This window comes from Dyella subtropica (assembly GCF_026283965.1).
GTDB classification, from domain to species: domain Bacteria; phylum Pseudomonadota; class Gammaproteobacteria; order Xanthomonadales; family Rhodanobacteraceae; genus Dyella_D; species Dyella_D subtropica.
Window position 1 is genome coordinate 19,678 of record NZ_JAPDPD010000003.1, and the last position, 23,191, is coordinate 42,868.

General features: G+C 64.1%; 21 protein-coding genes. 10 read left to right on the plus strand and 11 right to left on the minus strand.

Translation table 11 applies throughout. The annotated features are described in order from the left end of the window. Window positions 1-70: 70 nt before the first annotated feature. On the minus strand, window positions 71-871 hold the full coding sequence (locus OUZ45_RS03745) for a 3-hydroxybutyrate dehydrogenase (protein WP_266168588.1): 801 nt from the start codon (window positions 869-871) through the stop codon (window positions 71-73). 51 nt (window positions 872-922) lie between these two features. After that, on the minus strand, window positions 923-2,812 hold the full coding sequence (gene speA, locus OUZ45_RS03750; RefSeq protein WP_266168589.1) for a biosynthetic arginine decarboxylase: 1,890 nt from the start codon (window positions 2,810-2,812) through the stop codon (window positions 923-925). 276 nt (window positions 2,813-3,088) lie between these two features. Here speA and speE point away from each other — a divergent pair, with 276 nt between their 5' ends. Further along, the gene (gene speE / locus OUZ45_RS03755; RefSeq protein WP_266168590.1) at window positions 3,089-3,940 is read left to right on the plus strand and encodes a polyamine aminopropyltransferase; all 852 of its coding nucleotides are present in this window, start codon (window positions 3,089-3,091) and stop codon (window positions 3,938-3,940) included. A 68-nt stretch (window positions 3,941-4,008) separates the two neighbouring features. Here the strand turns inward: speE and OUZ45_RS03760 are convergent, their stop codons facing one another. Further along, on the minus strand, window positions 4,009-4,206 hold the full coding sequence (locus OUZ45_RS03760; protein WP_266168591.1) for an antitermination protein NusB: 198 nt from the start codon (window positions 4,204-4,206) through the stop codon (window positions 4,009-4,011). A 170-nt stretch (window positions 4,207-4,376) separates the two neighbouring features. Between OUZ45_RS03760 and OUZ45_RS03765 the strand changes: the two genes are divergently transcribed. From OUZ45_RS03765 to OUZ45_RS03785, 5 genes are all read left to right on the plus strand, one after another. After that, window positions 4,377-5,411 (plus strand): hypothetical protein, encoded by a 1,035-nt coding sequence (locus OUZ45_RS03765; protein WP_266168592.1) that lies wholly within the window; start codon window positions 4,377-4,379, stop codon window positions 5,409-5,411. 137 nt (window positions 5,412-5,548) lie between these two features. After that, window positions 5,549-6,181, plus strand: coding sequence for a ParA family protein (locus tag OUZ45_RS03770; protein WP_266168593.1), 633 nt, complete (start codon window positions 5,549-5,551; stop codon window positions 6,179-6,181). A 37-nt stretch (window positions 6,182-6,218) separates the two neighbouring features. After that, window positions 6,219-6,692: a SixA phosphatase family protein gene (locus OUZ45_RS03775; protein ID WP_266168594.1), complete on the plus strand. Its 474-nt coding sequence runs from the start codon at window positions 6,219-6,221 to the stop codon at window positions 6,690-6,692. Window positions 6,693-6,694: 2 nt separating this feature from the next. Then, entirely contained in the window at window positions 6,695-7,258 is a 564-nt protein-coding gene (locus OUZ45_RS03780) for a YceI family protein (RefSeq protein WP_266168595.1), read from the plus strand. A gap of 53 nt (window positions 7,259-7,311) precedes the next feature. Then, window positions 7,312-9,213 carry a phospholipase D-like domain-containing protein gene (locus OUZ45_RS03785; RefSeq protein ID WP_425601667.1) on the plus strand — a complete coding sequence of 634 codons (1,902 nt, stop codon included), beginning with the start codon at window positions 7,312-7,314 and terminating at the stop codon, window positions 9,211-9,213. A gap of 26 nt (window positions 9,214-9,239) precedes the next feature. On the opposite strand, the gene OUZ45_RS03790 is transcribed toward OUZ45_RS03785, so the two are convergent. Continuing rightward, complete coding sequence (locus OUZ45_RS03790; RefSeq protein ID WP_266168596.1) at window positions 9,240-9,791, minus strand: energy transducer TonB family protein; 552 nt, start codon at window positions 9,789-9,791, stop codon at window positions 9,240-9,242. Between the two features lie 28 nt (window positions 9,792-9,819). Then, complete coding sequence (locus OUZ45_RS03795; protein WP_266168597.1) at window positions 9,820-11,106, minus strand: acetyl-CoA C-acetyltransferase; 1,287 nt, start codon at window positions 11,104-11,106, stop codon at window positions 9,820-9,822. Window positions 11,107-11,223: 117 nt separating this feature from the next. On the opposite strand from OUZ45_RS03795, the gene OUZ45_RS03800 reads away from it, so the two are divergent. Together OUZ45_RS03800 and OUZ45_RS03805 are read left to right on the plus strand one after the other, a co-directional pair. Then, complete coding sequence (locus OUZ45_RS03800) at window positions 11,224-12,366, plus strand: hypothetical protein (protein WP_266168598.1); 1,143 nt, start codon at window positions 11,224-11,226, stop codon at window positions 12,364-12,366. A gap of 207 nt (window positions 12,367-12,573) precedes the next feature. Next, entirely contained in the window at window positions 12,574-15,042 is a 2,469-nt protein-coding gene (locus OUZ45_RS03805) for a sensor domain-containing protein (protein WP_266168599.1), read from the plus strand. A gap of 226 nt (window positions 15,043-15,268) precedes the next feature. Here OUZ45_RS03805 and OUZ45_RS03810 read toward each other — a convergent pair whose 3' ends face one another. The 6 genes from OUZ45_RS03810 to OUZ45_RS03835 form a co-directional block, all read right to left on the minus strand. Continuing rightward, window positions 15,269-15,718 (minus strand): GNAT family N-acetyltransferase, encoded by a 450-nt coding sequence (locus OUZ45_RS03810; protein ID WP_266168600.1) that lies wholly within the window; start codon window positions 15,716-15,718, stop codon window positions 15,269-15,271. Between the two features lie 16 nt (window positions 15,719-15,734). Beyond that, a complete protein-coding gene (gene ntrC / locus OUZ45_RS03815; protein WP_425601669.1) occupies window positions 15,735-17,123 on the minus strand; it encodes a nitrogen regulation protein NR(I) in 1,389 nt (462 codons plus the stop codon). Between the two features lie 7 nt (window positions 17,124-17,130). Then, a complete protein-coding gene (locus OUZ45_RS03820; protein ID WP_266168602.1) occupies window positions 17,131-18,141 on the minus strand; it encodes a two-component system sensor histidine kinase NtrB in 1,011 nt (336 codons plus the stop codon). Window positions 18,142-18,251: 110 nt separating this feature from the next. Further along, complete coding sequence (locus OUZ45_RS03825; RefSeq protein ID WP_266168603.1) at window positions 18,252-19,400, minus strand: Fic family protein; 1,149 nt, start codon at window positions 19,398-19,400, stop codon at window positions 18,252-18,254. 533 nt (window positions 19,401-19,933) lie between these two features. Then, a complete protein-coding gene (locus OUZ45_RS03830; RefSeq protein WP_266168604.1) occupies window positions 19,934-20,380 on the minus strand; it encodes an SRPBCC family protein in 447 nt (148 codons plus the stop codon). Window positions 20,381-20,779: 399 nt separating this feature from the next. Continuing rightward, window positions 20,780-21,334: a hypothetical protein gene (locus tag OUZ45_RS03835; RefSeq protein WP_266168605.1), complete on the minus strand. Its 555-nt coding sequence runs from the start codon at window positions 21,332-21,334 to the stop codon at window positions 20,780-20,782. Window positions 21,335-21,840: 506 nt separating this feature from the next. Here OUZ45_RS03835 and OUZ45_RS03840 point away from each other — a divergent pair. Both OUZ45_RS03840 and OUZ45_RS03845 read left to right on the plus strand, forming a co-directional pair. Beyond that, window positions 21,841-22,677 carry an SAM-dependent methyltransferase gene (locus tag OUZ45_RS03840; protein WP_266168785.1) on the plus strand — a complete coding sequence of 279 codons (837 nt, stop codon included), beginning with the start codon at window positions 21,841-21,843 and terminating at the stop codon, window positions 22,675-22,677. Window positions 22,678-22,876: 199 nt separating this feature from the next. Next, window positions 22,877-23,164: a hypothetical protein gene (locus OUZ45_RS03845; protein ID WP_266168606.1), complete on the plus strand. Its 288-nt coding sequence runs from the start codon at window positions 22,877-22,879 to the stop codon at window positions 23,162-23,164. Window positions 23,165-23,191: the final 27 nt, after the last annotated feature.

Here is a 23,191-nt window from a genome sequence, read left to right on the forward strand (position 1 = left end):
CCGTCGGCGCGCGCTTCATGCAACGCATTGAAGAAAGCGTCCCGTCAGGCGCGGCGGGACAGTCAAGCGTTTACTGCATGTACCAACCGTGGCTGACCACGAAGGATTGTCCGGTCAGCGCCGCCGATGGGAATGCCGCCAGGTACAGCGCGGTTTCCGCGATGTCCTCTACCGTGGTGAACACGCCGTCCACGGTGTCCTTGAGCATCACGTTCTTGATCACGTCAGCTTCGCTGATGCCCAGCTCCTTGGCCTGTTCGGGAATCTGCTTCTCCACCAGCGGCGTGCGCACGAAGCCCGGGCAGATCACATGCGAGCGCACGTTGTACGGCGCGCCTTCCTTCGCCAGCGTACGGGCCAGGCCGAGCAGGCCGTGCTTGGCGGTGACATACGCAGACTTGAGCTTGGACGCTTCGTGCGAATGCACCGAGCCCATGTAGATCACGGTGCCGCCCTGGCTCTTACCCGTGCCGTCGTCCTTGTACATGTGCTTGAGCGCGGCCTTGGTGGTGAGAAAGCCGCCGTCGAGATGGATCGCCAGCATCTTCTTCCAGTCGGCGAAGCTGAACTGGTCGATCGGGTTGATGATCTGCACACCCGCGTTGGAAATCAGGATATCCAGACGACCGAATGCCGCGACGACTTTGTCGGTCCCGGCATTCACCGCGGCTTCGTCGGTGACGTCCATGGCCACGCCGATGGCTTTGCCTCCGGCCGCATTGATCTCCGCCGCCGCCGCATCCGCCGCCTGCTGGTTGATGTCGGCGATCGCCACGGCTGCACCGTTCTTGGCGTACAGCTCGGCGATGGCCTTGCCAATGCCGCTTGCTGCTCCAGTGATCAGTGCAACCTTTCCATCGAGACTTGCCATAACCGCTCCTGCTTGGGTGGGGGGAAAACGGAAAGCACGCCCTTTAGAGGTCTAGCGGACGCCTTCCGACAGGTAGGTATATCCGGTCAATCCTTCATTCAACGTTACAAACAGCTGCTCGGCTTGCTCGCCCTGCACACCCGCTGCAGCGATGCGCTCGCGGTAGCTTTGGCGTAGCGCTTCCAGATCGTAGCCAACGTAGTCGAGCATCAAGTCGGTGGTATCGCCGCGGCGTCGATGCGCAAAGACGTACGAATCGCCATTCACACGCACGTTCACCGCGTCGGTATCGCCGAACAGGTTGTGGATGTCGCCCAGCGTTTCCTGATAGGCGCCAACCATGAAGATACCCAGGCGATAGCTTTCACCTTCGTTGAGCGCATGCAGTGGCAGGCTCACGTCTACGCCCTCGGCGTCCACGTAGTGATCGATGCGGCCATCGGAATCGCAGGTGAGGTCAACGATCACACCGCGACGTGTCGGCGCTTCGTTCAAACGCGCGATCGGCGCGATCGGGAAGATCTGCTCGATGGCCCAGATGTCCGGCACGGATTCGAACACGGAGAAGTTGACGAAGTACTTGTCCACCAGCTTCTCGTCCAACTCGTCCAGCGCCTGGCGATGCGAGCGCTCGGCCGGCAGCAGGCGAGTGCGCACGGCATTGGCGATGGCGTAGTACATCTCGTCCAACTGCGCACGGTCGGCCAGCGCCAGCTGACCCAGCGCATACAGCGTCTGGCCCTCGGCAAGATGATGCTGAGCTTCGTGGAACAGCTCCAGCGCGGGGCGCTGATCCAACTCATCGTAGGTTTCGCGCAGGCGGCGCAGCACGGCGGGTTCGTCGTGGCGCATCGGCGGGATTGTGCCGGTCGGCACCTCTTCCACCTCGGTCACGTTGACCACCATCACGGCGTGGTGCGCGGTCATGGCGCGGCCGGCCTCGGTGATGATGTGCGGCGCGGCCAGCCCTTCTTCGGCCACGGCTTCGGCCAGCGACTGCACGATGGTGGCAGCGTATTGCTCGATCGAATAATTGATGGAGTTGTGGCTGCGCGAGCGCGAGCCTTCGTAGTCCACGCCCAGGCCGCCGCCGACGTCGACGATCTCCAGCGGCACGCCCATCTGGCGCAGCTCGACGAAATAACGTGTGGCTTCGCGCATGCCGGAGGCGATGTCGCGCACGTTGGAGATCTGCGAGCCCATGTGGAAGTGCTGCAGCTTCAGCGTGTGCTTGAGGCCGGCCTCGTCCAGACGACGGATGAGCGTGAGAACCTGATTCGGCGACAACCCGAACTTGCCCTTGTCGCCGCCGGTGTTCTGCCATTTGCCGGCGCCGATGGAGGCCAGGCGCACGCGCACGCCGAGCAGCGGTTCCACACCCAGCGCCTTGGCTTCGCTGAACACGTGATCCAGCTCGGAGAGCTTTTCGATCACGATGTATACGCGCAGGCCGAGCTTGCGGCCGATCAACGCCAGCCGCACATATTCACGATCCTTGTAGCCATTGCAGATCACGATGGAGCCGGGTCGCGCCATCGCCAGCACCGCCATCAGCTCCGGCTTGGAACCCGCTTCCAAGCCAAAGCCATGCTCACCGGCAGCGACCAGCTCGCCAGCCACGCCGCGCTGCTGGTTCACCTTGATCGGATAGACGGCCGTATAACCGCCCGCGTAATTCCATTCGCCGATGGCCTTGGCGAAAGCGCCCTGCAAGCGCGCCAGGCGATCGGCCAGGATGTCGGGGAAGCGTACAAGCAACGGCAGGCGCAAGCCTTCGGCACGAGCGCGATCCACGATCTCGGGCAGCGACAGGCTCGGGCCGTTGGCGCCGCGCGGGCGCATCACGATGTGGCCGTTGGCGTCCACGTCCACATAGCCGTCGCCCCAATGCGGGACGGCGTAGGTGTGACGGGCAGCGTCAGTGTTCCAGAGCTTCGACATGGACGGGATTCCTTGTACAGCGGGTGTGTGACACCCGGAGTTCATGTCGTCGCAGCGGCGAGCCTTGACGAAGATCTATCCGACCCAGCCGGAAGCCTCGCACGCCGCGGGGCCGGAACGGACTTGTCAGCCCCGCGGGCCGCAGGCGCGGCGGGGCCAAGCGCGCATTGTAATGGCCGAGTGTGACGATGTCAGAACCGCCAGGCACCTTCACGCCCGAAGCGGCTACAATTGCGCCTCTTTACCCACACTTACGCGTCGTCAGGAACGTCCACCATGTCGCAGCTCAGCTGGTTCACCGAAGCCCATCAAGCTTCCGGCTCCTCCATCGGTTACCGCGTGGAGAAGCTGCTTCATGCCGAAAAAACGCCGTTCCAGACTATCGAGATCTACCAGACCACCGATTGGGGCAACCTGATGGTGATCGACGGCTGCGTGATGCTCACCACCCGCGACAACTTCCTCTATCACGAGATGATGACCCACCCGGCGCTGTTCACCCATGCACGCGCCAAGCGTGTGGTGATCATCGGAGGCGGCGACTGCGGCACGCTGCGTGAAGTGCTCAAGCATGAAGAAGTCGAATCGGCCGTGCAGGTGGAAATCGACGAGCGCGTCACTCGCCTCGCCGAGCAGTACTTCCCGGAACTGTGCGATGCCAACCACGATCCGCGCGCCGAGCTGCTGTTCATCGACGGCATCAAGTACATGGCCGAAGCCGAGCCGGAATCGCTGGACCTGATTATCGTCGACTCGACCGACCCGGTCGGTCCGGCCGAAGGCCTGTTCAACGCCGCGTTCTACGGCAGCTGCTTCAAAGCGCTGCGCCACGGCGGCATCCTGGTACAGCAGAGCGAATCGCCGCTGGCCCATATCGAACTGATCAAGTCGATGCGTTCGGCCATGCGCACCACCGGCTTCAATGCGGTCAAGACGTTGCCGTTCCCGCAGCCGTGCTACCCCACCGGCTGGTGGAGCTGCACCATGGCTCGCAAGGGTGGCGATTTGGCCGGCTTCCGCGAGCGCGGCGCCATCAGCAAGAACTTCGCGACGCGCTACTACAACGCCGAGATCCACAAGGGTGCGCTGGCGCAGCCGGAATTCATGCGCGAAGCGCTGGGCGAGTAATCCGCCCGCGGTAGGAGCCCACAGGGTGGGCTCCTACCTATCAGAACAGGCCTATCAGAGCGGGCCCATCAGAACAGGGTCGAACGCACCTTGGGCAGCACCACCAAGACCAGCGTGGCGATGGGTCCAATCAGCAGGGAAATCAGAAACCACGCCAGCCCACTGCGGTTCTTGCCCTGGGCCAGGCCGGCATTGATCAGCGCCAGCGTGCCCCAGCCAACGAACCAGGGCGCTCGCCCGTCGGCAATGATCGAAAGCTGATCCACTGGTTTTCTCCTGTGCAGCGCACGGGGCATGAAAGTGAGCGCCAAGCGACGCCGGGAAGCGACCATGCTAACAAGTCGCGGCCGCTATGACTGTCTGATGAGGCTTGTGGATCAGGCGGGCTTAATGCTGAATCGGTATGCTGACCGCTTTGTTCCGGATGGAGAACACCATGCGCGGATGGCGCTGCCTCGCTCTGGCCCTCGCCAGTGTGCTGACGATCACCCCGGCGTTCGCCGCCAAGACGTCGACCAAACCGGATGCCAAGGCCAGCCAGGCCGCCACGCCGGACGCCGCGCATACACAGGCTCTGCTGGCTTTCCAACGCGACCTGGTGAGCGTGCTGGCGCCGCGCGCCGATGCGCTGCCGCTGCTCGGCGCGGCCCTGCTCGCACGGCCGCTGCCCAACCAGCCCAAGTACAACGATTTCCACAGCCTCATCGAGCGCGCCTCGCAAGCCGAGGACACCGGCGCCGCCATCAGCTGGACCCGCCTCAGCGACTGTGACGCCAAAGCGGACGCCTGTCCCAACACCGAAGCCATGACCAAGCTGGTCGAACAGGCGCCGGACAACGCCGCGGTTTGGCTGCTGAAACTCGCCCTGGACAGCCGCGACAACAAAAAAGATGCGGCTCGCGAGGATCTGGCCAAGGCCGCCGCGTCCAAGCTCTACGACGACTACACCGGTACCAGCCTGAAAGCGCTGGCCTCCAGCGTGACCATGCTGCCGCCGCCGTCATCCATCATCCAGCCGCTGTCGCCGACGGGTGCCACGGGCGTGCAGGTAATGATGGTGTTCGGCCTGGCGGCCACCCAGCCGCAGCCCGGCTTGCAGTCCACCTCGCGCCTTTGCGAAAGCGCCGGCGACGACCAGACGGTGAAGGACGACTGCCTCAAGCTCGGCCGCACCCTCGAATGGAGTTCCAGCCCGCTGGCCCGTTCGCTCGGCCTGCACCTGCGCGAAGTCCTCGCCGCCGACCCGGCCCAGCAGGAAGAGGCCAAACGCGCGCGCCGGAACCTGATCTGGCAGGTGCAGAACTTCGCTCAACTTTCCGCCCGCGCCCAGGGCGACACCGCCCTCGCCCAGCATCTGCTGGCTCTGGCCCGCAGCGGTGGCACCGAAATGAGCCTGGTGCTCGCCGCGTTGCGCGATTACAACATTCCGGTGGATGCCCCCAGCGACTGGGCGCCGCAGAAAGCCGGATAAATAATCAGAGAGAACGGGGAACAGGGACGCACCGGCGCACCTCGGCCTCGCCCCCATCACCCTTGTTCCCCATTCCCTGTTCCCCGTTCCCCGTTCCCTGTGTACTCTTGGTCCCACCTTGAACACAGGGGCGACGCATGCTGACGGTGCTGGTAGCAAGCAGCAAAGGCGGTTGCGGCAAGAGCACGCTGGTCACCCAGCTGGCTTCGCATTGGGCACAGGACGGCAAACACACGGCCATCGTGGACACGGACCGGCAAGGTTCCAGCTTCCGCTGGGCGGCGCGGCGCGCCGATAACGTCCCCGGCGTACTGGCCCTGGAAGGCGGCCGTAAAGCTCTGGACAAGATCCCGGCGGACACGCAGCGGGTGCTGATCGACACCCCGGCCGGCTCACACGAACGCGAGCTGGAGCCTTATCTCGAGCAGGCCGATGTCCTGCTGGTGCCGGCCCTGCCCTCGCCGTTCGACATGGACGCCACACTCGATTTCCTTCATCACCTGCAGCAGATCCCGCGTGTGAAGCGCGGCAAGCTGCCCGTCGGCGTGGTCGGCAACCGGCTCAAACCGTGGACCCACGCCAGCCAGGACGCCATGGAACAGCTGGCCAGCCAATCACCGTTCCCGCTGGTGGCACAGTTGCGTGACAGCCAGGCCTATGTGCTGCTGACCGCGCTGGGCAAAGGCATCTTTGATTACGCCTCCGAAAACGTGCGCAACCATCAGGAAGACTGGAAACAGCTCTTGCGCTGGATCAAACGTCAGCAATGAACCACCCTACTGCGCACACTCCCGGCCGGAGCTACTCATGCACGAACTGATCCTGTTACGTCACGCCGAAGCCCAGCCCGCGCACGCTGGCGGAGATGATTTGGGACGCCGCCTGAGCGGGCGCGGTGAACAAGAAGCACGCGCGGCCGGCCATTGGCTGGCTAAGCACAAGCTGCATCCCGACCGCGTGCTGTGTTCGCCCGCCGAGCGTACCAAGGCCACCGCCGCCCTGGCGCTGGCTGCCCTGGGCAAGGCACCCGAACCGCTGCTTTCCGACGACATCTACGACGCCACGCCGGGCGAACTGCTTGCCCTGCTGGACCAGCACGGCGACGCCGGCACGGTGATGCTGGTGGGCCACAATCCCGGCATCGAGCGACTGGTGGCGCTACTGGCCGAGGGACGCTCCGACGAATTCCGCGGCATGCCGCCCGGCGGGCTTGCGGTGCTGCACCTGGACCATCCGCTCGAACCGGGCCAGGCCCGTCTGGATGCCTTCTGGTCTCCGTGAGGGTGCGGCTTTTCGGATGGCTGCTCGCTCCTGTTCTGCTCGCCACATCCCCGCTTCACGCCGCTGACTACCGCATCGACCCGCTGCGCTCGCATGCCGATTTCGGTGTGCGGCTGCTATGGCTGAGCCAGGTCAGCGGCCGCTTCGAACAGATCAGCGGCGACGTCACCCTCGGCGCACAGCACGACATGGCCGTGGTGGACGCGCACATCGTGGTGAACAGCATCCGTATGGATTCGAATCGGGTTCGCCGCTGGGTGCTGGCGCCTGAGTTCTTCGACGTCGAGCACTACCCGACTATCCATTTCGTCTCCGAGCCTATGCCGCTGACCGCGCTGGAACAGGGTGGCGACCTGCTCGGCTCGTTGACCCTGCGCGGCGTTACCCGCCCCGCGCACTTCCGGCTGCTGCCCTCGCGCTGTTCGCCCAATGCGCTGCAGCAGTGCCGCATCGAAGTGCGTGGTGACATCCAGCGCAGCGATTTCGGCATGACCGGCCGCCGTGCCACGCTGTCGGACCAGGTCTCGCTGGGCCTGGTGATCGCGATCGATGACGCCAGGCCATGAATGGCCGCTGGATCGCCGCCGCCAAGGCGGCTGGCGAGCGCAGGACGAAAGGCATGGACGCTCCGTATCATCGCGCCATGCATTTACGCTGGACGACCATCCTCCTCCTTCTACTAGCCACGGCCCTGCTGCCGGGCTGCACCGTGTCCAAGGCCAATATCCGCCGCGCGGATGCGGTGGTGGCGGCGCAGGCCAGACGCGAACTCAACTGCACTCGCGACGACCGTTGCGCGCAGGCGTCGCCGCTGCTGGATGCAGCCACCCAAGCGCTCGCCGATTCCAGCGAAGCACATCCGGTCCATGTGGTCACCCTGCTCAGCGATAGCGAGGCGGCAATGGTGGCGCGGATCAACCTGATTCGCGCGGCACGGCAATCGATCGACGTGCAAACCTATATCTGGGATCAGGACGACGCCGGCCAGCTGATCCTCGATGAGTTGATACAGGCCGCGCGGCGCGGCGTGAAGGTGCGCATCCTGGCCGACCAGTTGTTTTCCTTCAACGACCCCAGCTGGCTCGACCGGATTGCCCGCGCGCACGCCAATCTGGAGGTGCGGCTGTACAACCCGACCTTCCACAAGGCGCAAACCTCGCCGGTGGAATTCGCCGCCGGCATCGTGTGCTGCTTCGTCAAGTTCAACCAGCGCATGCACAACAAGGTCCTGCTGGTGGACAACCGCATCGGCATCACCGGCGGGCGCAATTACCAGGACCGCTACTTCGACTGGGACAACGACTTCGACTATGTCGACCGTGACGTGATGGTGGGCGGCCCCGCGGCGCAGGCCATGGGCGCCAGCTTCGAATTGTTCTGGAAACACAAACGCTCGGTGCCGCTGACCCACCTGCGCGACGTCAACCGCCTACTGCTTTCCGCCCCGGCCCAAGCCTGGCCCACACCGAGCTACTCGCATCCGGAGCGCGTCGCACGCGTGCAAGAAGAGGCCGACGATGCGGAATGGCTGGACGAAAACCTCGTCACCGACAGTTTGCGCACCTCGCTGGTGGAGTTCTTCAGCGACCTGCCGGCCAAGACCGACGGGCCGCAGAAACGCGAGGCCCGCGATTTCACCGCCCATGTGATGCGCATGGTGGGGGCGGCCAAGCGAGAGGTCGTACTGCAAACGCCGTACCTGGTGATGAGCAAACGCGCGCGCTCCATCTTCATGCGCCTGCACCAGCAGGAAGCACCGCCGCGCATCGTCGTCTCCACCAATTCGCTGGCCTCGACCGATGCGTTCGCGGTGTATGCGCTCTCATACAAGCATCGCAAACAATATCTGGAAGACTACAGCTTCGAAATTTACGAGATGAAGCCGCATGCCGTCGGCCCCGCCGAAGACAACGCCTTCGCCAGCGCGGACGACGGCCCGGAGAGCAAACCAAAAGCAACGGTCGGCAAACGCATCATGGGCACGGAGAGCCGCAGCGTGCTCAGCATCCGTCGCGGCAGTAAACGCAATCGGCCCGCACCGCTGGTCAGCGCGGGCCGCCGCTTCGGCCTGCATGCCAAGTCGATCGTCGTGGACGACAGCTTCGCCATGGTCGGCTCGCACAACTTCGACCCGCGTTCGGACCGCTACAACACCGAAGCGGGCGTGATCGTCTACGACCGCGATTTTGCGGGCCAACTGCGCGACGCGATCATGCGCGAGACGCAACCGGAAAATGCTTGGGTGATCGGCCCGCGCCAGCGCTCCATCCCACTGCTTTCCAGTCTAAACGCAGCCATCGGCGATATCTCCGCCAGCCTGCCGCTGTTCGATTTCTGGCCGTACCGCTACGCCACCAGCTACGACCTCAAACCCGGCTGCACACCGATGCGCCCCAGCGACCCAGCTTTCTTCAGCTGCTACACACCCGTCGGCGACTTCCCCGACGTGGCATTGTCACCAAAGCTGATCTATACGCGGCTGATCACGGCGTTTGGCGCGGGCGGGGCAGGCATTCTTTAAGAGCCCCGTCTAAGCGGCGGAAACGGTTAGAAACCGTCCGCCGCCTTGGCATCGGCATCGAAGCGCATCGGCAAGTCGCCGCTGATGCCATCGGGATGATCCGCCGGTACAGCGAAACGCCAACCCTTTACCGTGCGAACGGCTTCGTCGTCGAGCTGGGTGTCGCCGCTGGATTCGCCTACGGCGGCGCGAGTCACGTTGCCTTGTCCATCGACCGCAAGGCGCAGCACCACCCGGCCCGCTCTCGCCACGCGGCGACTGAACAGGGACATCGGTGCAGCTGGCATTTCGATCGGAGTCAGCGTTGGCGCGACCACGCTATCTTCCGGCACTGTGGCCGCCTGCGCATGATCGATCGGCGGCCAATGAACGGCATGCGAAGTCACGGATGAAACCTTCGCTTGGGCGGCGTGCCTCGCGCGCGCCATGGCCGGGACATGTCGTGGCGCGCCTGCCTGCACCATGCGCTTCTCCGGTCCAGCCCAGCCCGCGGTCTGCTCACTGAGCCAGGCGGTGCCTGCCACGCCCACCACCAGTGCGAGCAGGCTCAGACCGGTGGTGGTTCGTAGGCGGAACATCGGAGATAGACGTCTGTACGGCCGACGCTTACGGCCGTTCGAGAATCGCGGTGACGCCCATGCCACCGGCCGTGCAGATGGAAATCAGGCCACGACCGGAACCCTTCTGCTCCAGCATGCGCGCCAACGTGGCGATGATGCGCGCACCGGTGGCGGCGAAGGGATGTCCTGCTGCCAGGCTGGAACCGTGGATGTTGAGCTTGGCCGGATCGATGCTGCCCAGCGGCTTATCGCGGCCCAGGCGGTTCTTGCAATACGTCTCGCTCTCCCACGCGCGCAGCGTGCACAGCACCTGCGCGGCGAAAGCTTCGTGGATCTCGTAGAAATCGAAATCCTGCAGGGTGAGGCCGTGACGGTCGAGCATGCGCGGCACGGCAATGGTCGGCGCCATCAGTAGCCCCTCGCCATGCACGAAATCCACCGCGGCCACTTCGGCATCACGGAAATACGCTTGCACGCTGAGGCCACGCTTGGCCGCCCATTCATCCGTTCCCAACAGCACCGCAGCGGCGCCGTCGGACAAACCGGTGGAATTGCCGGCGGTCAGCGTGCCGTGGCCGGAGATTTTGTCGAAGGCCGGCTTGAGCGTAGCGAGCTTTTCCAGGGTGGAATCCGGACGCAGGAAACCGTCGCGCTTCAGGCCGCGGAACGGCACCACCAGATCCTCGAAGAAGCCTGCCTCATAAGCGGCGGCAAGCTTGAGATGACTATCCAGCGCGAGCTGATCCTGCGCCTCACGGCTGATGTGCCACTCCTTGGCCATCTTTTCGCAGTGGTCGCCCATCGACATGCCGGTGCGCGGCTCGGCCACGCCCGGAAACGCCGGTTTGAGTTCCTTCAGCGAGAAACCGCGGGTGAACGCCGCCATCTTGTCCTGCCAGCCCTTGGCGCGGTTGACTGCCAGCAGGCGCTTGCGAAAGCGTTCGCCCAGCACGATCGGCACGTCGCTGGTGGTGTCCGAGCCGCCGGCAATGCCCGCTTCGATCTGCCCAGCGGCGATCTTGTTGGCGATGATGATGGCGTTATCCAGCGAGGTGCCGCAGGCGCGCGCCGTCGTGATGCCCGGGGTGGTCGGCGCCAGGCCGGAAGAAAGCACCGCCTCGCGCGCCAGGTTCCATTCCGAGGAATGCCTGATCACCGCACCCATCGCCACTTCGCCCAACTCCTCGCCATGCAGGCGGAAGCGTTCGACCAAGGAGCCGAGCACCTTGACCGACATGCCGAAATTGCCGACGTCGGCATAGGCGGTGTTGTTGCGGCAGAACGGAATGCGTACGCCACCAATCACACCGACGCGATTCTGGGTGTTTTCCATGTCTTTGGGGATCCAACCGAGCTTGAGCCGTCAAGGCTAACGCGCCCCGCCACCTGACGAAAGCCCGTCAGGTCCCAATGTTAGACTTTCGGTTCTTTGCTGTTCGGGTTTGTACACGTGGAAGCACAATCGCTGGTTGCCCTACCCATCGTGCTGGCGCTCGAACTGTCACCCGGTGAAACGCCGGACCGCATGACGCTGGATCGCGACGAGGCCGCCGAGCTGGCCGCCCTGGCCGCTGCCGACCTGCATACCCTGCTGCCCCAGGTCGACCAGGCCCGTCTGGCCTTGGCCGGCGCGCTGTTCGACACCGCGGAGCTGCTGCGTCCCGGGTTTCCGGTATGGGCCACCTTGGACGAACTGGCCCGGCGCGTGCCGCGCGGCCATCTCGACAACGTCGTCGCGTTCGGCACCCACGAAGGCCGCATGCCAGCCCAGCCGCTGGAACCGGGGCGCGCCTTCGCGGATGGCCCGATGCGCCTGCTGCCGCTGAGCCTGCTGGCGCCCGCGTCGCTAGCCGACACGTTGTCCGAACAGCTGGAAGTGGAACTGGTGGGCCGCGGCGAGGCGGGTGCGCGCACCGCCGACTGGCTGATGCGTACGCTTGGCATAAAGCTGGAACATGTGCGCTACCTGAGCCGCAATGATCTGCTGGCGATGACCTGTGTGCAGTACGAGCACGTCAACCTGGCCGCCTTGTGGACCCTGCTGGAAGCAGCGCTGCTGACACCCTATCGCGAGGAATCTGCGCTAAGCGCCCGCGGCCTCTCCCTGCGCTACGCACAAGGCAAGGTCAGCGTGCAGTCGCCGGCCGATTGGGTACAAAGCCAACCCAGCGAACCTGCCCAACGCGCCCACGACCTGGCCGGCATCCTGTTCGAACTGCGCCAATACGCCGCCTTGCTGGAAGCCCACCACCTGCCGCTGGAACTGCAATCCAGCCAAGCCAGCGCCACCGCCGCCGAACACGGCTATCTGTTGGAAGTACTCGGCTCACTCGAACCCGCCTACGGCCCACCGACCCTGCACGCCCATGAAGCACCCGGCCTAGGCGTCGTCGCCGTCACCCTCGCCCAACGCAGCGACGGCGGGCGCGCCCGCGTACTGGCACACGGCTACCCCCTGCACCCCAAGGCACTCGGCCCATTGGTAGCCGCCCTGGCCGAACGCTGCGACATCCCCGCCGAACTGCACGCACTGGGTCGCATCGTGCTGGACGAAAACGGCCGCCTCGCAGCTCCCGCCCAAGCGCTTCACTAAAGACACCACCCCAGCCTAAGCCAACGCCGCTTTCGCTCTTGACGTTGCTCGTGAACTTCAGGGCTCCTGTGCCGCGGTGAGGGCTGGACGATCAGGCACCGCAGGGGCGTAGCAGACGGCGAACCAAGCCCCACCCCACTGCCCAGCTCACCTGACTTAGCGCATGATGCGCCCCTAGCGTCCTCCTGCAAGGGTGGTCACCGCCGTATGACGATGCAGCAGATCGAATCCGATCACGAGCCTCGGCCGGCATCGCCCGAATCCGGCTGGCCACACCACGTCGTGCACGGCGCCCCGGCACTGATTACCTATATCGATGGCGAACAACGCTTCCGCTTCGCCAACGCTGTGCACCACAGCTGGCTGGGTGTGAAGCCGGAACGGATCGTCGGTCGCCTGGTCCACGAAGTGCTCGACATCGACAGCCTCCAGCGCGCAGGCCATTGTCTGGAACAAGCCTTGCGCGGCGACCCTGCGGTGTACGAAGGCGAGATGTTCAGCGGTCACGCGCGCTGCTATGTGCATGGCAGCTTTCAGCCCGACATCGACGCCGACGGTACCGTGCGCGGCGTGTTCACCGTATTCATCGACATCACCGAACGCCATGCGTTGGAAACCCGCCTGCGTGAAAGCGAACAGCGCTTCTTCGGCGCGTTCCAGCACGCCGCCATCGGCATGGGCCTGGTGGCGCCGGACGGGCGCCTGTTGCGCGTCAATGCCGCGCTGTGCGGCATGCTCGGCTACCGCGAGGCCGAACTGCTCGACCTCAACATCCGTGAACTCACCCATCCCGATGACGTAGGCAAGAGCCAGACCATGGCGACGGAGCTCATGAGCGGCCTGCGCGATGCCTATCAGCTGGAGAAGCGTTATTTCCATCGCGAAGGCCACGTGGTGCACGTGTTGCTCAGTGTGTCGCTGGTGCGCGCGCCGGACGGCACCCCGTTCCACGCCGTGGCGCAGATTCAAGACATCAGTCAGCGCAAGGCCTACGAAGAAGCGCTGTTCCGCGAGCGCGAACTGGCTGAAGTCACGCTGCGCTCGATCGGCGATGCGGTGATCACCACCGACCTGCAGCTGGGCATCACCTCGCTCAATCCCATCGCCGAAGCGATGACTGGCTGGAGCCATGGCGAGGCGCTGGGTCAACCGATCGACGACGTCTTCCGCCTGATCGACGGCGAAACGCACGACACCTTGCGCAACCCGCTACTTGACGCGATCACCCGCGACACCATCGTCGAACTGAGAGGCAACGCGATGCTGGTGCATCGCAATGGTTTCGAAACGCCCATTGAGGATTCAGCCGCGTCCATCCACGACCATGCCGGCAACGTGATCGGCGGCGTGCTGGTGTTCCACGATGTCAGCGCCACCCGCGCGCTGGTGTTGAAGATGGCGCACATGGCGCAGCACGACACGCTTACCGGCCTGCCCAACCGCAACCTGCTGCAATCGCGACTGGCGCAAGTGGTCGCCGCCGCCAGACGCCGACGCGGGCGGGCGGCCCTGCTCTTCATCAACCTGGATCACTTCAAACAGATCAACGACACGCTGGGCCACAAGACCGGCGACCAACTGTTGCGCATGTTCGCCGCACACCTGCGCAGCCACCTGCGCATCGAAGACACCGTCAGCCGCACTGCCGGCGACGAGTTCATGGTGGTGCTCCCTCACGTGGACAGCGCCAACGAGGCCGGCAAGGCCTGCGATCTGCTGATGCGCCGCTGGCAGGAGTTGCCGCCGGTGGAGCTCGCCGAGTTCACCCTGAGTTTCAGTGCGGGCATCAGCCTCTATCCCGACGACGCGGAGGATGTGGAAAGCATGATGCGCCACGCCGACGCGGCGATGTACGAGGCGAAGATGCAGGGCCGCAACAGCTACCGCCTGTTCACCCCTGCCATGACCGAACGGCCGGCCGCGCAAATGCGGATCGAACGCGATCTGCGCAAGGCGATGCGTCGCGGCGATCTGCAACTGCACTACCAGCCAAAAGTCGATGCGCACACTGGCAGCGTGGTAGGCGCCGAAGCCTTGCTGCGCTGGCAAGTGGACGGCCGCGACGTGTATCGCCCGGACCAGTTCGTGCCGGTCGCCGAAGAGAGTGGCCTGATCGGCACCCTGGGTCAGTGGGCATTGCAGGAAGCCTGCCGCCAGGCCGCCGAATGGCACCGTACCGGCCGCAGCGTCGCCATCGCCGTGAACGTGGCGCCGCCGCAATTCCTGCAACCGGGCTTTCACGAGGCCCTGCGCTCCATACTGCACGAGAGCGAATTGCCTCCCGGCCTGATCGAGCTGGAGCTCACCGAGCGCATGGTGATGTCTGGTGGCGACCACAGCCGCGTCCTGATGCACCGGATCAAGGAACTCGGCATCAGCCTCGCCTTGGACGACTTCGGCACCGGCTACAGCAGCCTTTCCTACCTCAAGCATTTCCCCATCGACGTGTTGAAGATCCCGCGCGCCTTCGTGCGCGACATCGCCACCGACACCGACAGCGCCGCCATCGCCGACGCCATCATCACCATGGCCCAGAGCCTGGAGATGAGCGTGGTGGCCGAGGGCGTGGAAACCCAGGAGCAAGCCGAATACTTACGCCAGGCCGGTTGCGCCTTGCTGCAGGGTTTTCTCTATGGGGCGCCTATGCCGGCCGAGGAATTCGCGCTGTTGCTGTAGGACGCGTCGATTGCACTCCTGTCGGGAAGGTCGTCGCAAGGGCTTACCCCTCCCCAGCCCTCACTGCGACCGAAGGAAGTCCCTGTGGGACAAGCAAGGGAGGGAGCAGGTCGTTGCGAGCTTCTAGCTCCTCCCCTTGCTTGCGACGCGAAGCTAGTCCCGTGGGACAGGGGAGGTTGGGAGGGGGTAAGCCCTTGCGACAACTCCGCCAGCTCCTCGCACCCCCCTACAACATCGCCTCATACATAAAATAGTGGCAGCGGCTCATGCCCAAGTCCGCATATGTCCCCTGCGCGCGCTGGTTCTCGGTTTCCACATACAACCGCAGCCCCACCGCCGCCGCCTCACGCGCGCGCTTCGCCACGTCGTCGTACAGCGTGCGAAACACGCCGCCGCGACGCGCCTCTGCCGTCACGTAAACACTCTGGATCCACCAGAAATCGCCGCAGCGCCAGTCGCTCCATTCGTAGGTCACCAACAAGCAACCCACGGCCACACCATCGCGCTCCGCCATCAAATAGAAGCCGCGTCGCGGCTCGTCGAACACCGCCGCTACGCCACGCTCCAGCACTGCCGGATCGAGCCGCTTCTGCTCGGTCTCCCATGCCATCGCCGCGTTCCAGGCAACCAGGTGGGGAATGTCGCCGCGCTCTGCGGCACGTACAGCGAGAGACATCGTCATGACTCCAACATCAGGATTTCGAGGGGCGTCGCGTACGCGACGCGCCCAGCTTACGCGTCAACGTATTGCGGCCCACGCCCAGCGCCAGCGCCGCGTGCTGGCGATGACCGCCATGCGCGGCCAGCGCCGCCTGGAGCAAGGTGTGATCGAGCGCTTCGCGAGCACGGGTATGGATGTCGCTTTCGCCATCGACCAGCGCCTGCGTCGCCCAGTCGCGCAAGGCGTCAGTCCAGTCGCCGAGCGCAGGCACCGCGGCTTCGCTGCCGAGGTCTGCCGGCAGGATCTCGGCGCCCGGTGCGATCACCGCGAGACGACGACTGAGATTCTCCAGCTCTCGTACGTTGCCGGGGAAATCGCGCTGCGCAACCGCCTTCAGCGCCGCCTTGGAAAAGCGCTTCGGCGGCAGCTTCAGTTCCTGCGCCGCGGTGGCGAGGAAGTGTTGCGCCAGCAGCGGGATGTCGCTGCGTCGCTGCCGCAGTGATGGCAGCTCGATGCGCACCACGTCCAGCCGGTGCTTGAGGTCAGCGCGGAACAAGCCCGCGGCGACACGCGCGTCCAGATCCTGATGGGTGGCCGCCACGATGCGCACATTGCCGCGAATCAACTCACGCCCACCGACACGGTAGAACTCGCCGCCTGCCAACACTCGTAACAGGCGCGTTTGCAGTGCCAGTGGCATGTCGCCGATTTCGTCCAAAAACAACGTGCCGCCCTCGGCCTGCTCGAAACGGCCAGGATGTCGGCGGGTGGCGCCGGTGAAGGCACCGGCTTCGTGGCCGAACAGCTCGCTCTCCAGCAACTCGCTGGGTATCGCCGCCGTGTTCAACGCCACGAAGGGTTTGTCGCGACGCGCGCTTTCTTCATGCAGCGCGCGCGCCACCAGTTCCTTGCCGGTGCCGGTTTCGCCCGTAATGAGCACGTTGAGATCACTGGCCGCCACGCGGCCGATCAGCCGGAACACTTCGCGCATGGCAGCGCTTTCGCCAAGCAACGCATGAGTCGGCGCCACCAGCGCGGGTGCCGGCGCAGACGCTGCGGGCACATCGGCCAGCGCGCGTTGCACGGCGGCCACCGCCTGGTCCAGGTCGAAGGGCTTGGCGAGATAGTCCGCCGCACCGGCGCGGTAGGCTGCCGCCGTCGTCGCCACGTCGGTGAACGCGCTCATCACGATTACCGGGCCGATGCCCTGCGTCTTCAGCTCGTTCAACAAGGCGAGACCATCTTCGCCAGGCATGCGTACATCGGTGAGCAACAGCGCCGGTCGCGCCTCGCGAAATGCCTCGCGCACCGACGCCGCATCGCCGAACTCGCGCACCGGCAGGCCAGCATCGCGCAGCGCCTCCGCCAGCACGAAGCGCACGCCGCGGTCGTCATCGGCGATCCAGATCTCGTCAATCATGAACTCGTCAGCCATGCAGGCGCTCCAGCGGGAGGTACAACGAAAACACCGTTTCGCCCGGCCGGCTGACGAAACGCAACTCGCCACCGTGCTCGCGCGCAATCTCGCGCGCCAAGGCCAGACCCAGACCACTGCCATCGGCGCGACCGGAGACCAACGGTTCGAACAAGCTATCGCGCAGGGCTGGCGGCACACCGGGGCCATCGTCGATCACATCCACGCGCAAGGCCGTGCGCACCACGCGCTCACCCAGGCGAAGGCCGTGCTCGACGCGAGTACGCAACGTCAGCATGCGCGCACCGGCCTCGATAGCGTTGCGGGCAAGGTTAAGCAAGATCTGTTGCAGGCGATCGGCATCGCCCATCACGTCCGGCAAGCTGGGGTCGTAGTCGTGGCGCAACTGCGGCGGCTCGGGCTCGGCCTGCAGCAAGTCGCATAGCCATTCCAGCCGCTCATGGATATTCACCGGCGCCAGCCGCGCCGCGCCATCGTGATGCAGCAAGCGGTTCGCCAGCGAAGTGAGCCGGTCGGCCTCGGCAATCACCAGGCCAGCAAGCGATTTCAGGTCTTCGTCGCCTACTCGCCGCTGCAACAACTGCGCGGCACCGCGCAAACCGGCCAGAGGGTTCTTCACCTCATGCGCAAAGCCGCGCAGGGTGGCGGAGAGCGGCGAGTTCATGGACTGCGGCTCAGCCAGCACGTGCACTTCCAGCAGCAGCTGATCATCGCCCAGCGGCTGCAGGCTGACGTCCGCCGACACCTCCCGCCCACGTGCGGAAACCAGTGCCACCCCACGCCACTGCATCGCCCGCTGCTCCCCCAACACCCGCCCCGCCTGCGCCAACCAGTCCGGCTCATGCAGCAACAGGCCCAACGGCTGCCCTACCGCACTGCGCGGCCCGGTCTCCAGCCATTCGGCCAACGCCGGATTGATCCACGCCACGCGCAATTGCGCATCGACCACCGCCAACCCGGTCGACATCTGTTCCGCCCAAGCGCGCCACGGCATCGTGTCCATTGCACCATCATGGGCAATGCCTTTGATTGGTGCAATCTGTTCGGGCACAGTCAGGCGCAGCTGGATGCCGTCGCCTGGGAGCTCAATGGTGTGCGACGGATCCCATCGCATCACCTACGCATGAGGTCGATATAGCCCTGATAGGCGTAGGTCCGGTTGGACGCCTTGCCGCTCGTTTCGCGCACGATTCCCGCCTCCTCAAGCACCCTCACTGCGGCGCTCGCAGTCGGAAAGGTGGTGCTGAGCGCAGCGCGCACGCGTTCAACGGTAAATTTCGGCATGGTCGCCAGCAGCTCGAAGAGGCGATAGGCCGCGGCGCTGCTTTTGGGGACGGCAAGCACCCGCGTACGGTCGTTGTTGATGAGCGACGCAATGTCGATGATGTTGCTCTGTGCCGTCTGCGCTGCAACGTCCACCGCCTCGAGAAAGAAGCTCACCCATCCTTCCCAGTCGCCATCCGTGCGAATCGCCGACAGACGGCGGTAGTACTCCGCCTGGTGTTCTTTCAGGTAGCCGGAGACGTAGAGCAGCGGTTGCGGCAGCAACCTCCACTCCTCAAGCAGGGCGGCGATCAAAAGACGCCCGATGCGTCCGTTGCCATCCAGGAACGGGTGGATCGTCTCGAACTGCGCATGCACGAGTGCGATCCGGACGAGCGGCGGCAGGGAGGGCTCCGGGTCGTGGATGAAGTGTTCGACGTTGCTCAGCAGGTCTTGCACACGGTCGGCCGGTGGGGGCACGAATGCGGCATTGCCCGGTCGGGTGCCGCCGATCCAGTTCTGGGTTTGGCGGATCTCGCCGGGCTGGCGGCCGTGACCGCGCACACCGTCCAGCAACCGGGCATGCGCCTGTCGCAGAAGGCGCATGCTGAGCGGCAGGCCGTTGGGCATTTGCAGCTGCTCGCGAACAAACCTGTAGGCCGCCAGGTAATTGGTGACCTCCTCGACGTCATCGGCGTTGGCCACCGGCAAGCCAGCCTCCTCGTCAAACAAATCGGTGATGGTGGCCTGGGTACCCTCGATCAGGGAGGTCAGCAAGGCTTCCTTGCGGACCGCGCTGTAAAGGAGCCAGTCGATCGAAGCGACGAGTCCGGACACGCCAGCGAGTCGAGCCACACTGATCTCGGCCTGCCGGTTCAATACCTCGTAGGACGCAGGGTCAAGGGGAGGCGCCGCCGGCGGGAGGTCGGCAGGTATGAAGGCCCGCACCGATTCGCCGGTGGTGGTCGCGATCGCGTAGGTTCCGGTCTGCCTGGCCATGAGCACCTCTTGGGGCGAGCCGTCGGGCGCATCAAAGGGATCTTTAAGGCCGTCCAGTCCAATTCAAGATATCTTTAATCATATGCCTGGCCATTAAAGCAATCTTTAATGGTAGCCGGAGGTATGAAAGGAGCCTCGCGCCAGCACCCTACCCGTACCCCTGCCCGTGCCAGAGTCGGCGGCGGGCTTGCCAATCGAGGCAAAAGTGAAGATGCCGGCCTTCAGCAGTTAAACCAGTCGCCAGCCTTCACAAATCACTTTAACCCTGTCGCGTGCCGGTGATTGGCTGGCGGCTTTGTGCTGAAAACTAATCTATTTTTCAGCTACTTAGCATTGACGACAGGATTGGCCGGTCCCGACAATTGTGGACGGAACCCCATAGCTTTGCGCCGAGCCGATGATGACAAAAGCCCCAACGAGGACGTGAGAAAGCGCTCGATCCAGAACGCGGCGCCCATCGGGAGTCCCATGCGAGCTAACGTTCGAGGTGAGGCGGGCCTCGCCTCGACCGAGAGGTTAGGCGTCGCCGTAGCTCAGCCGGGTATCTCCGGCTCGACGAGCGTAGCCAGCTGAGCAAGCGATTCCTGCCAGCCGAGGTAGCACATCTCAAGCGGAATCGCCTCAGGTATGCCGGTTTGGGCGATGCTGATGTCGGTACCGCAAAGGACTGGTTTGAGAGACACAGTCACCTCCAGGACACCTGGAAGATGGGGGTCATCGAACTTGTCTGTGTATCGAATGAGTTCGTTGGGGATCAGCTCGAGGTACTCGCCGCCAAACGAGTGCTCGTTGCCCGATGAGAAGTTGTGGAACGACATCCGGAAGGTGCCGCCCACCCGCGCCTCCAAGTGCTGCACCTTGCAGGTGAAGCCATATGGCGGAAGCCACTTGCTCATGGCATCTGCGTCGAGGAAAGCGCGATAGACCTTCTCAGGCTTGGCGCGAAGCACTCGGTGAAGGCGAACGGTACGGTCAGACATGGCGAGCTCCTGGGTGAATTGAACAGAGTTCGAGGAGGGAAGCAGTCTCCACCTCTGACCATATGACGAACAAGCGCGCAGCCGATCGACAAGCCTAGGCTGGGGACAATCCCGGGGCGATGCGCAAGCCGATGAACGCGTATGGGGTTCTGTCCAATGGTTGGAAAGAACACCAACAGCCGGCCGCATATCTGGCAGAGCCGAGTAACCAGGGTCTGCATGTAGGCAAGCAGCGCGTGCGAGCCCTGATGGGTCGGTAGGTCAGCGACAAGCTGGGAAGCCGGTCGACCGCCATCCGATGGGATGGCTTGCGGCGCGACCACCCGATGACAAGGTCAGGCTCACTCCGGAACTCTCCGGAGCGAGCCTGACCTGTTTTTGACGAATGGACGCCTCTAACTATTTGGCATCCGTAGCATCAGCTTGCTTCTCTAGCGTCAATGTCTTCATCGGGCTCTCGTTCATGAGAGCGCAGGTGAGATTGTCATTGGCGATGAAGCTGATGGTGCTCTGGTAAGGCGGTACCGGCTTCACGATGCCTTTGCCCATCTGCGCGCTGAAGGTAACGCCATACACTTCCTTGCCGTTGAATTCCTTCCTGTACCAGTTGCCGTATTCATACTTGCCGGCAATGCCCAGCGGATGAAGGTCGAAGACAACAGGGTCATCACCCGGGCCCTTCAGCGTCCACGACGACTTGGCCCACGACTTGGCCGGCTCGGTACTGAATTCCGCCGTCATGACCGAGCCCATGAAGCTCTTGTAGAGCTGGCCGCAGTCCTTGTCTTTGGCGGGAATGCGGGCTCCATTCGCCTCGTAGGCGTAGATGCTGTTTAGCACCAGCTTGACGGGGCCGTGTACGCCTTCAGTCGTGGCTTCGGCCTGATCGGCCTGAACAAGACCCGTTGCAGCTACAGCCGCTAGAGCAGTAAGCAGTACAGAAAGACGCTTCATGAAAGCCTCCAATGGATTTCTGAGGAATGTCGACTGACGTACGTCTTTTCGGGAAATCATTTTGACGGACGTACTGGACGCTTGAGATGCCGAATAAACCCCTGATTGATGCTTCGCGGCATCGCGCCGTTAATGCTCTCCATTATTTTGTGATTTTGGCGTGACGCGCCCCATGTGGTCGCCCCCTAGGCAACGACCTTTGACTTCATTCCCCGCGAACAGCTGCTTCTTGACCACGACGTAGGTCTTGCGCGCGCTGTCACGGGGACTGAAGGCCAGTGTGCCGCGGCCAGTTTCATGCCGACACGACGGCGTTGTGGCTCAACCCGCGGAGCGATCTGAGCCTCTCGAAATGCATTCATTTGGGATGAAAAGAGGCTGCGCACTGAACTTATGTCGCAACCTGGAACGGGAGAGCATCTTGGTCCCAGGGGCAGTCCACCCCCTTACTTGGTCGTTCCTCTCCCCGGCGTGCTCCGGCCTCGGAAGTGCCCTACTATCGCGCGATGACAACACCCACTCCACCGACATCGAACGACGCGCGCCGCGGCAGCCTGGCCTGCGTCGGCATGGGCATGACCCTGGGCTCTCACCTCACGCCGCTGGCACGCAGCCATATCGAGCAGGCGGACGTGATATTCGCAGGGCTTTCCGATGGCGTCGTGGAGCTGTGGCTGCAACGCATGCATCCGGATGTACGCAGCCTTCAGCCCTACTACCGGGAGGGCAAGTCGCGGATGAAGACCTATCGGCAGTGGGTCGAGTTGATGATGACCGAGGTGCGCGCCGGCAAACGTGTCTGCGGCGTGTTCTACGGGCACCCCGGCATCTTTGCCTGGTCTCCGCACAAGGCTATCGAAATCGCCCGCGCGGAGGGTTTCGCAGCCCATATGGAGCCGGGCATTTCCGCCGAAGATTGTCTCTACGCCGACCTGGGGATCGATCCTGGCCGCTTCGGGTGCCAGCACTTCGAGGCCAGCCAGCTGCTTTTCTATGAGCGGCGCATCGACCCGACCGGCTATCTGGTGCTGTGGCAGGTCGGGCTGGTCGGCGACCGTTCGCTGGCGCGCTTTCAGACCGGGCCAGCATACCGGCAGGTGCTGGTGGATCTGCTGAGCCGGGACTATCCGCTCGACCATGAGGTGATCATCTACCGCGGGGCAACGCTGCCAATCGAGAAACCGCGCACCCGCCGCCTCACCCTACGCGATCTGCCCCATGTCCCGTTGACCGCCGAGGAAACGGTGGTGTTGCCGCCGGCTCAAGCTCTGAAGCCGAACCTCGCTATGCAAGAGCGATTGGAAGCACTGGACAAGCTCGACAGGGCAGGTGCCCTCGCGTGAGGTGGGAGACACCATGAGGGGAGCGATCTTTCATGCGATGAACACCTCGGGGGAGAGGCAAGCCCTGGTGGCGCCCCGCGCCATCCATAAGTACTGATGACGACCGTCATCAGGCTTTACTAAGCTGATGACCGCATGCCATCGGCCTGCTGAAACCATCAAGCTGCTGCACGACCATCAAAGAAAACAGGGGAAACACATGTCGGACACGATTGATTTGCTGGAAGCCATCGGTCGGGATGCCTCGCTGCGCTATGCCTCACCCGGGGAGCTGACCGAGCTGCTCGAAAAGGCACAAGCGTCGGAGGCCCTTACCGATGCGGTGGCATCGGGCGATAGCTCTCGGTTGTCCGCGGAATTCGGTCACCTGGACAACGAACCGCCTCAGTCCGGCCAAACGCCCGGCTTCGAAGAAGACGAAGAAGAGGAAGAGGCGCCGCTCGATATGCCGGGGCCGAATAAAGGCAACTTGCCGTCCCAGTCGTAAGGCAGACCTCGCGTGCCTCGGCCGCCG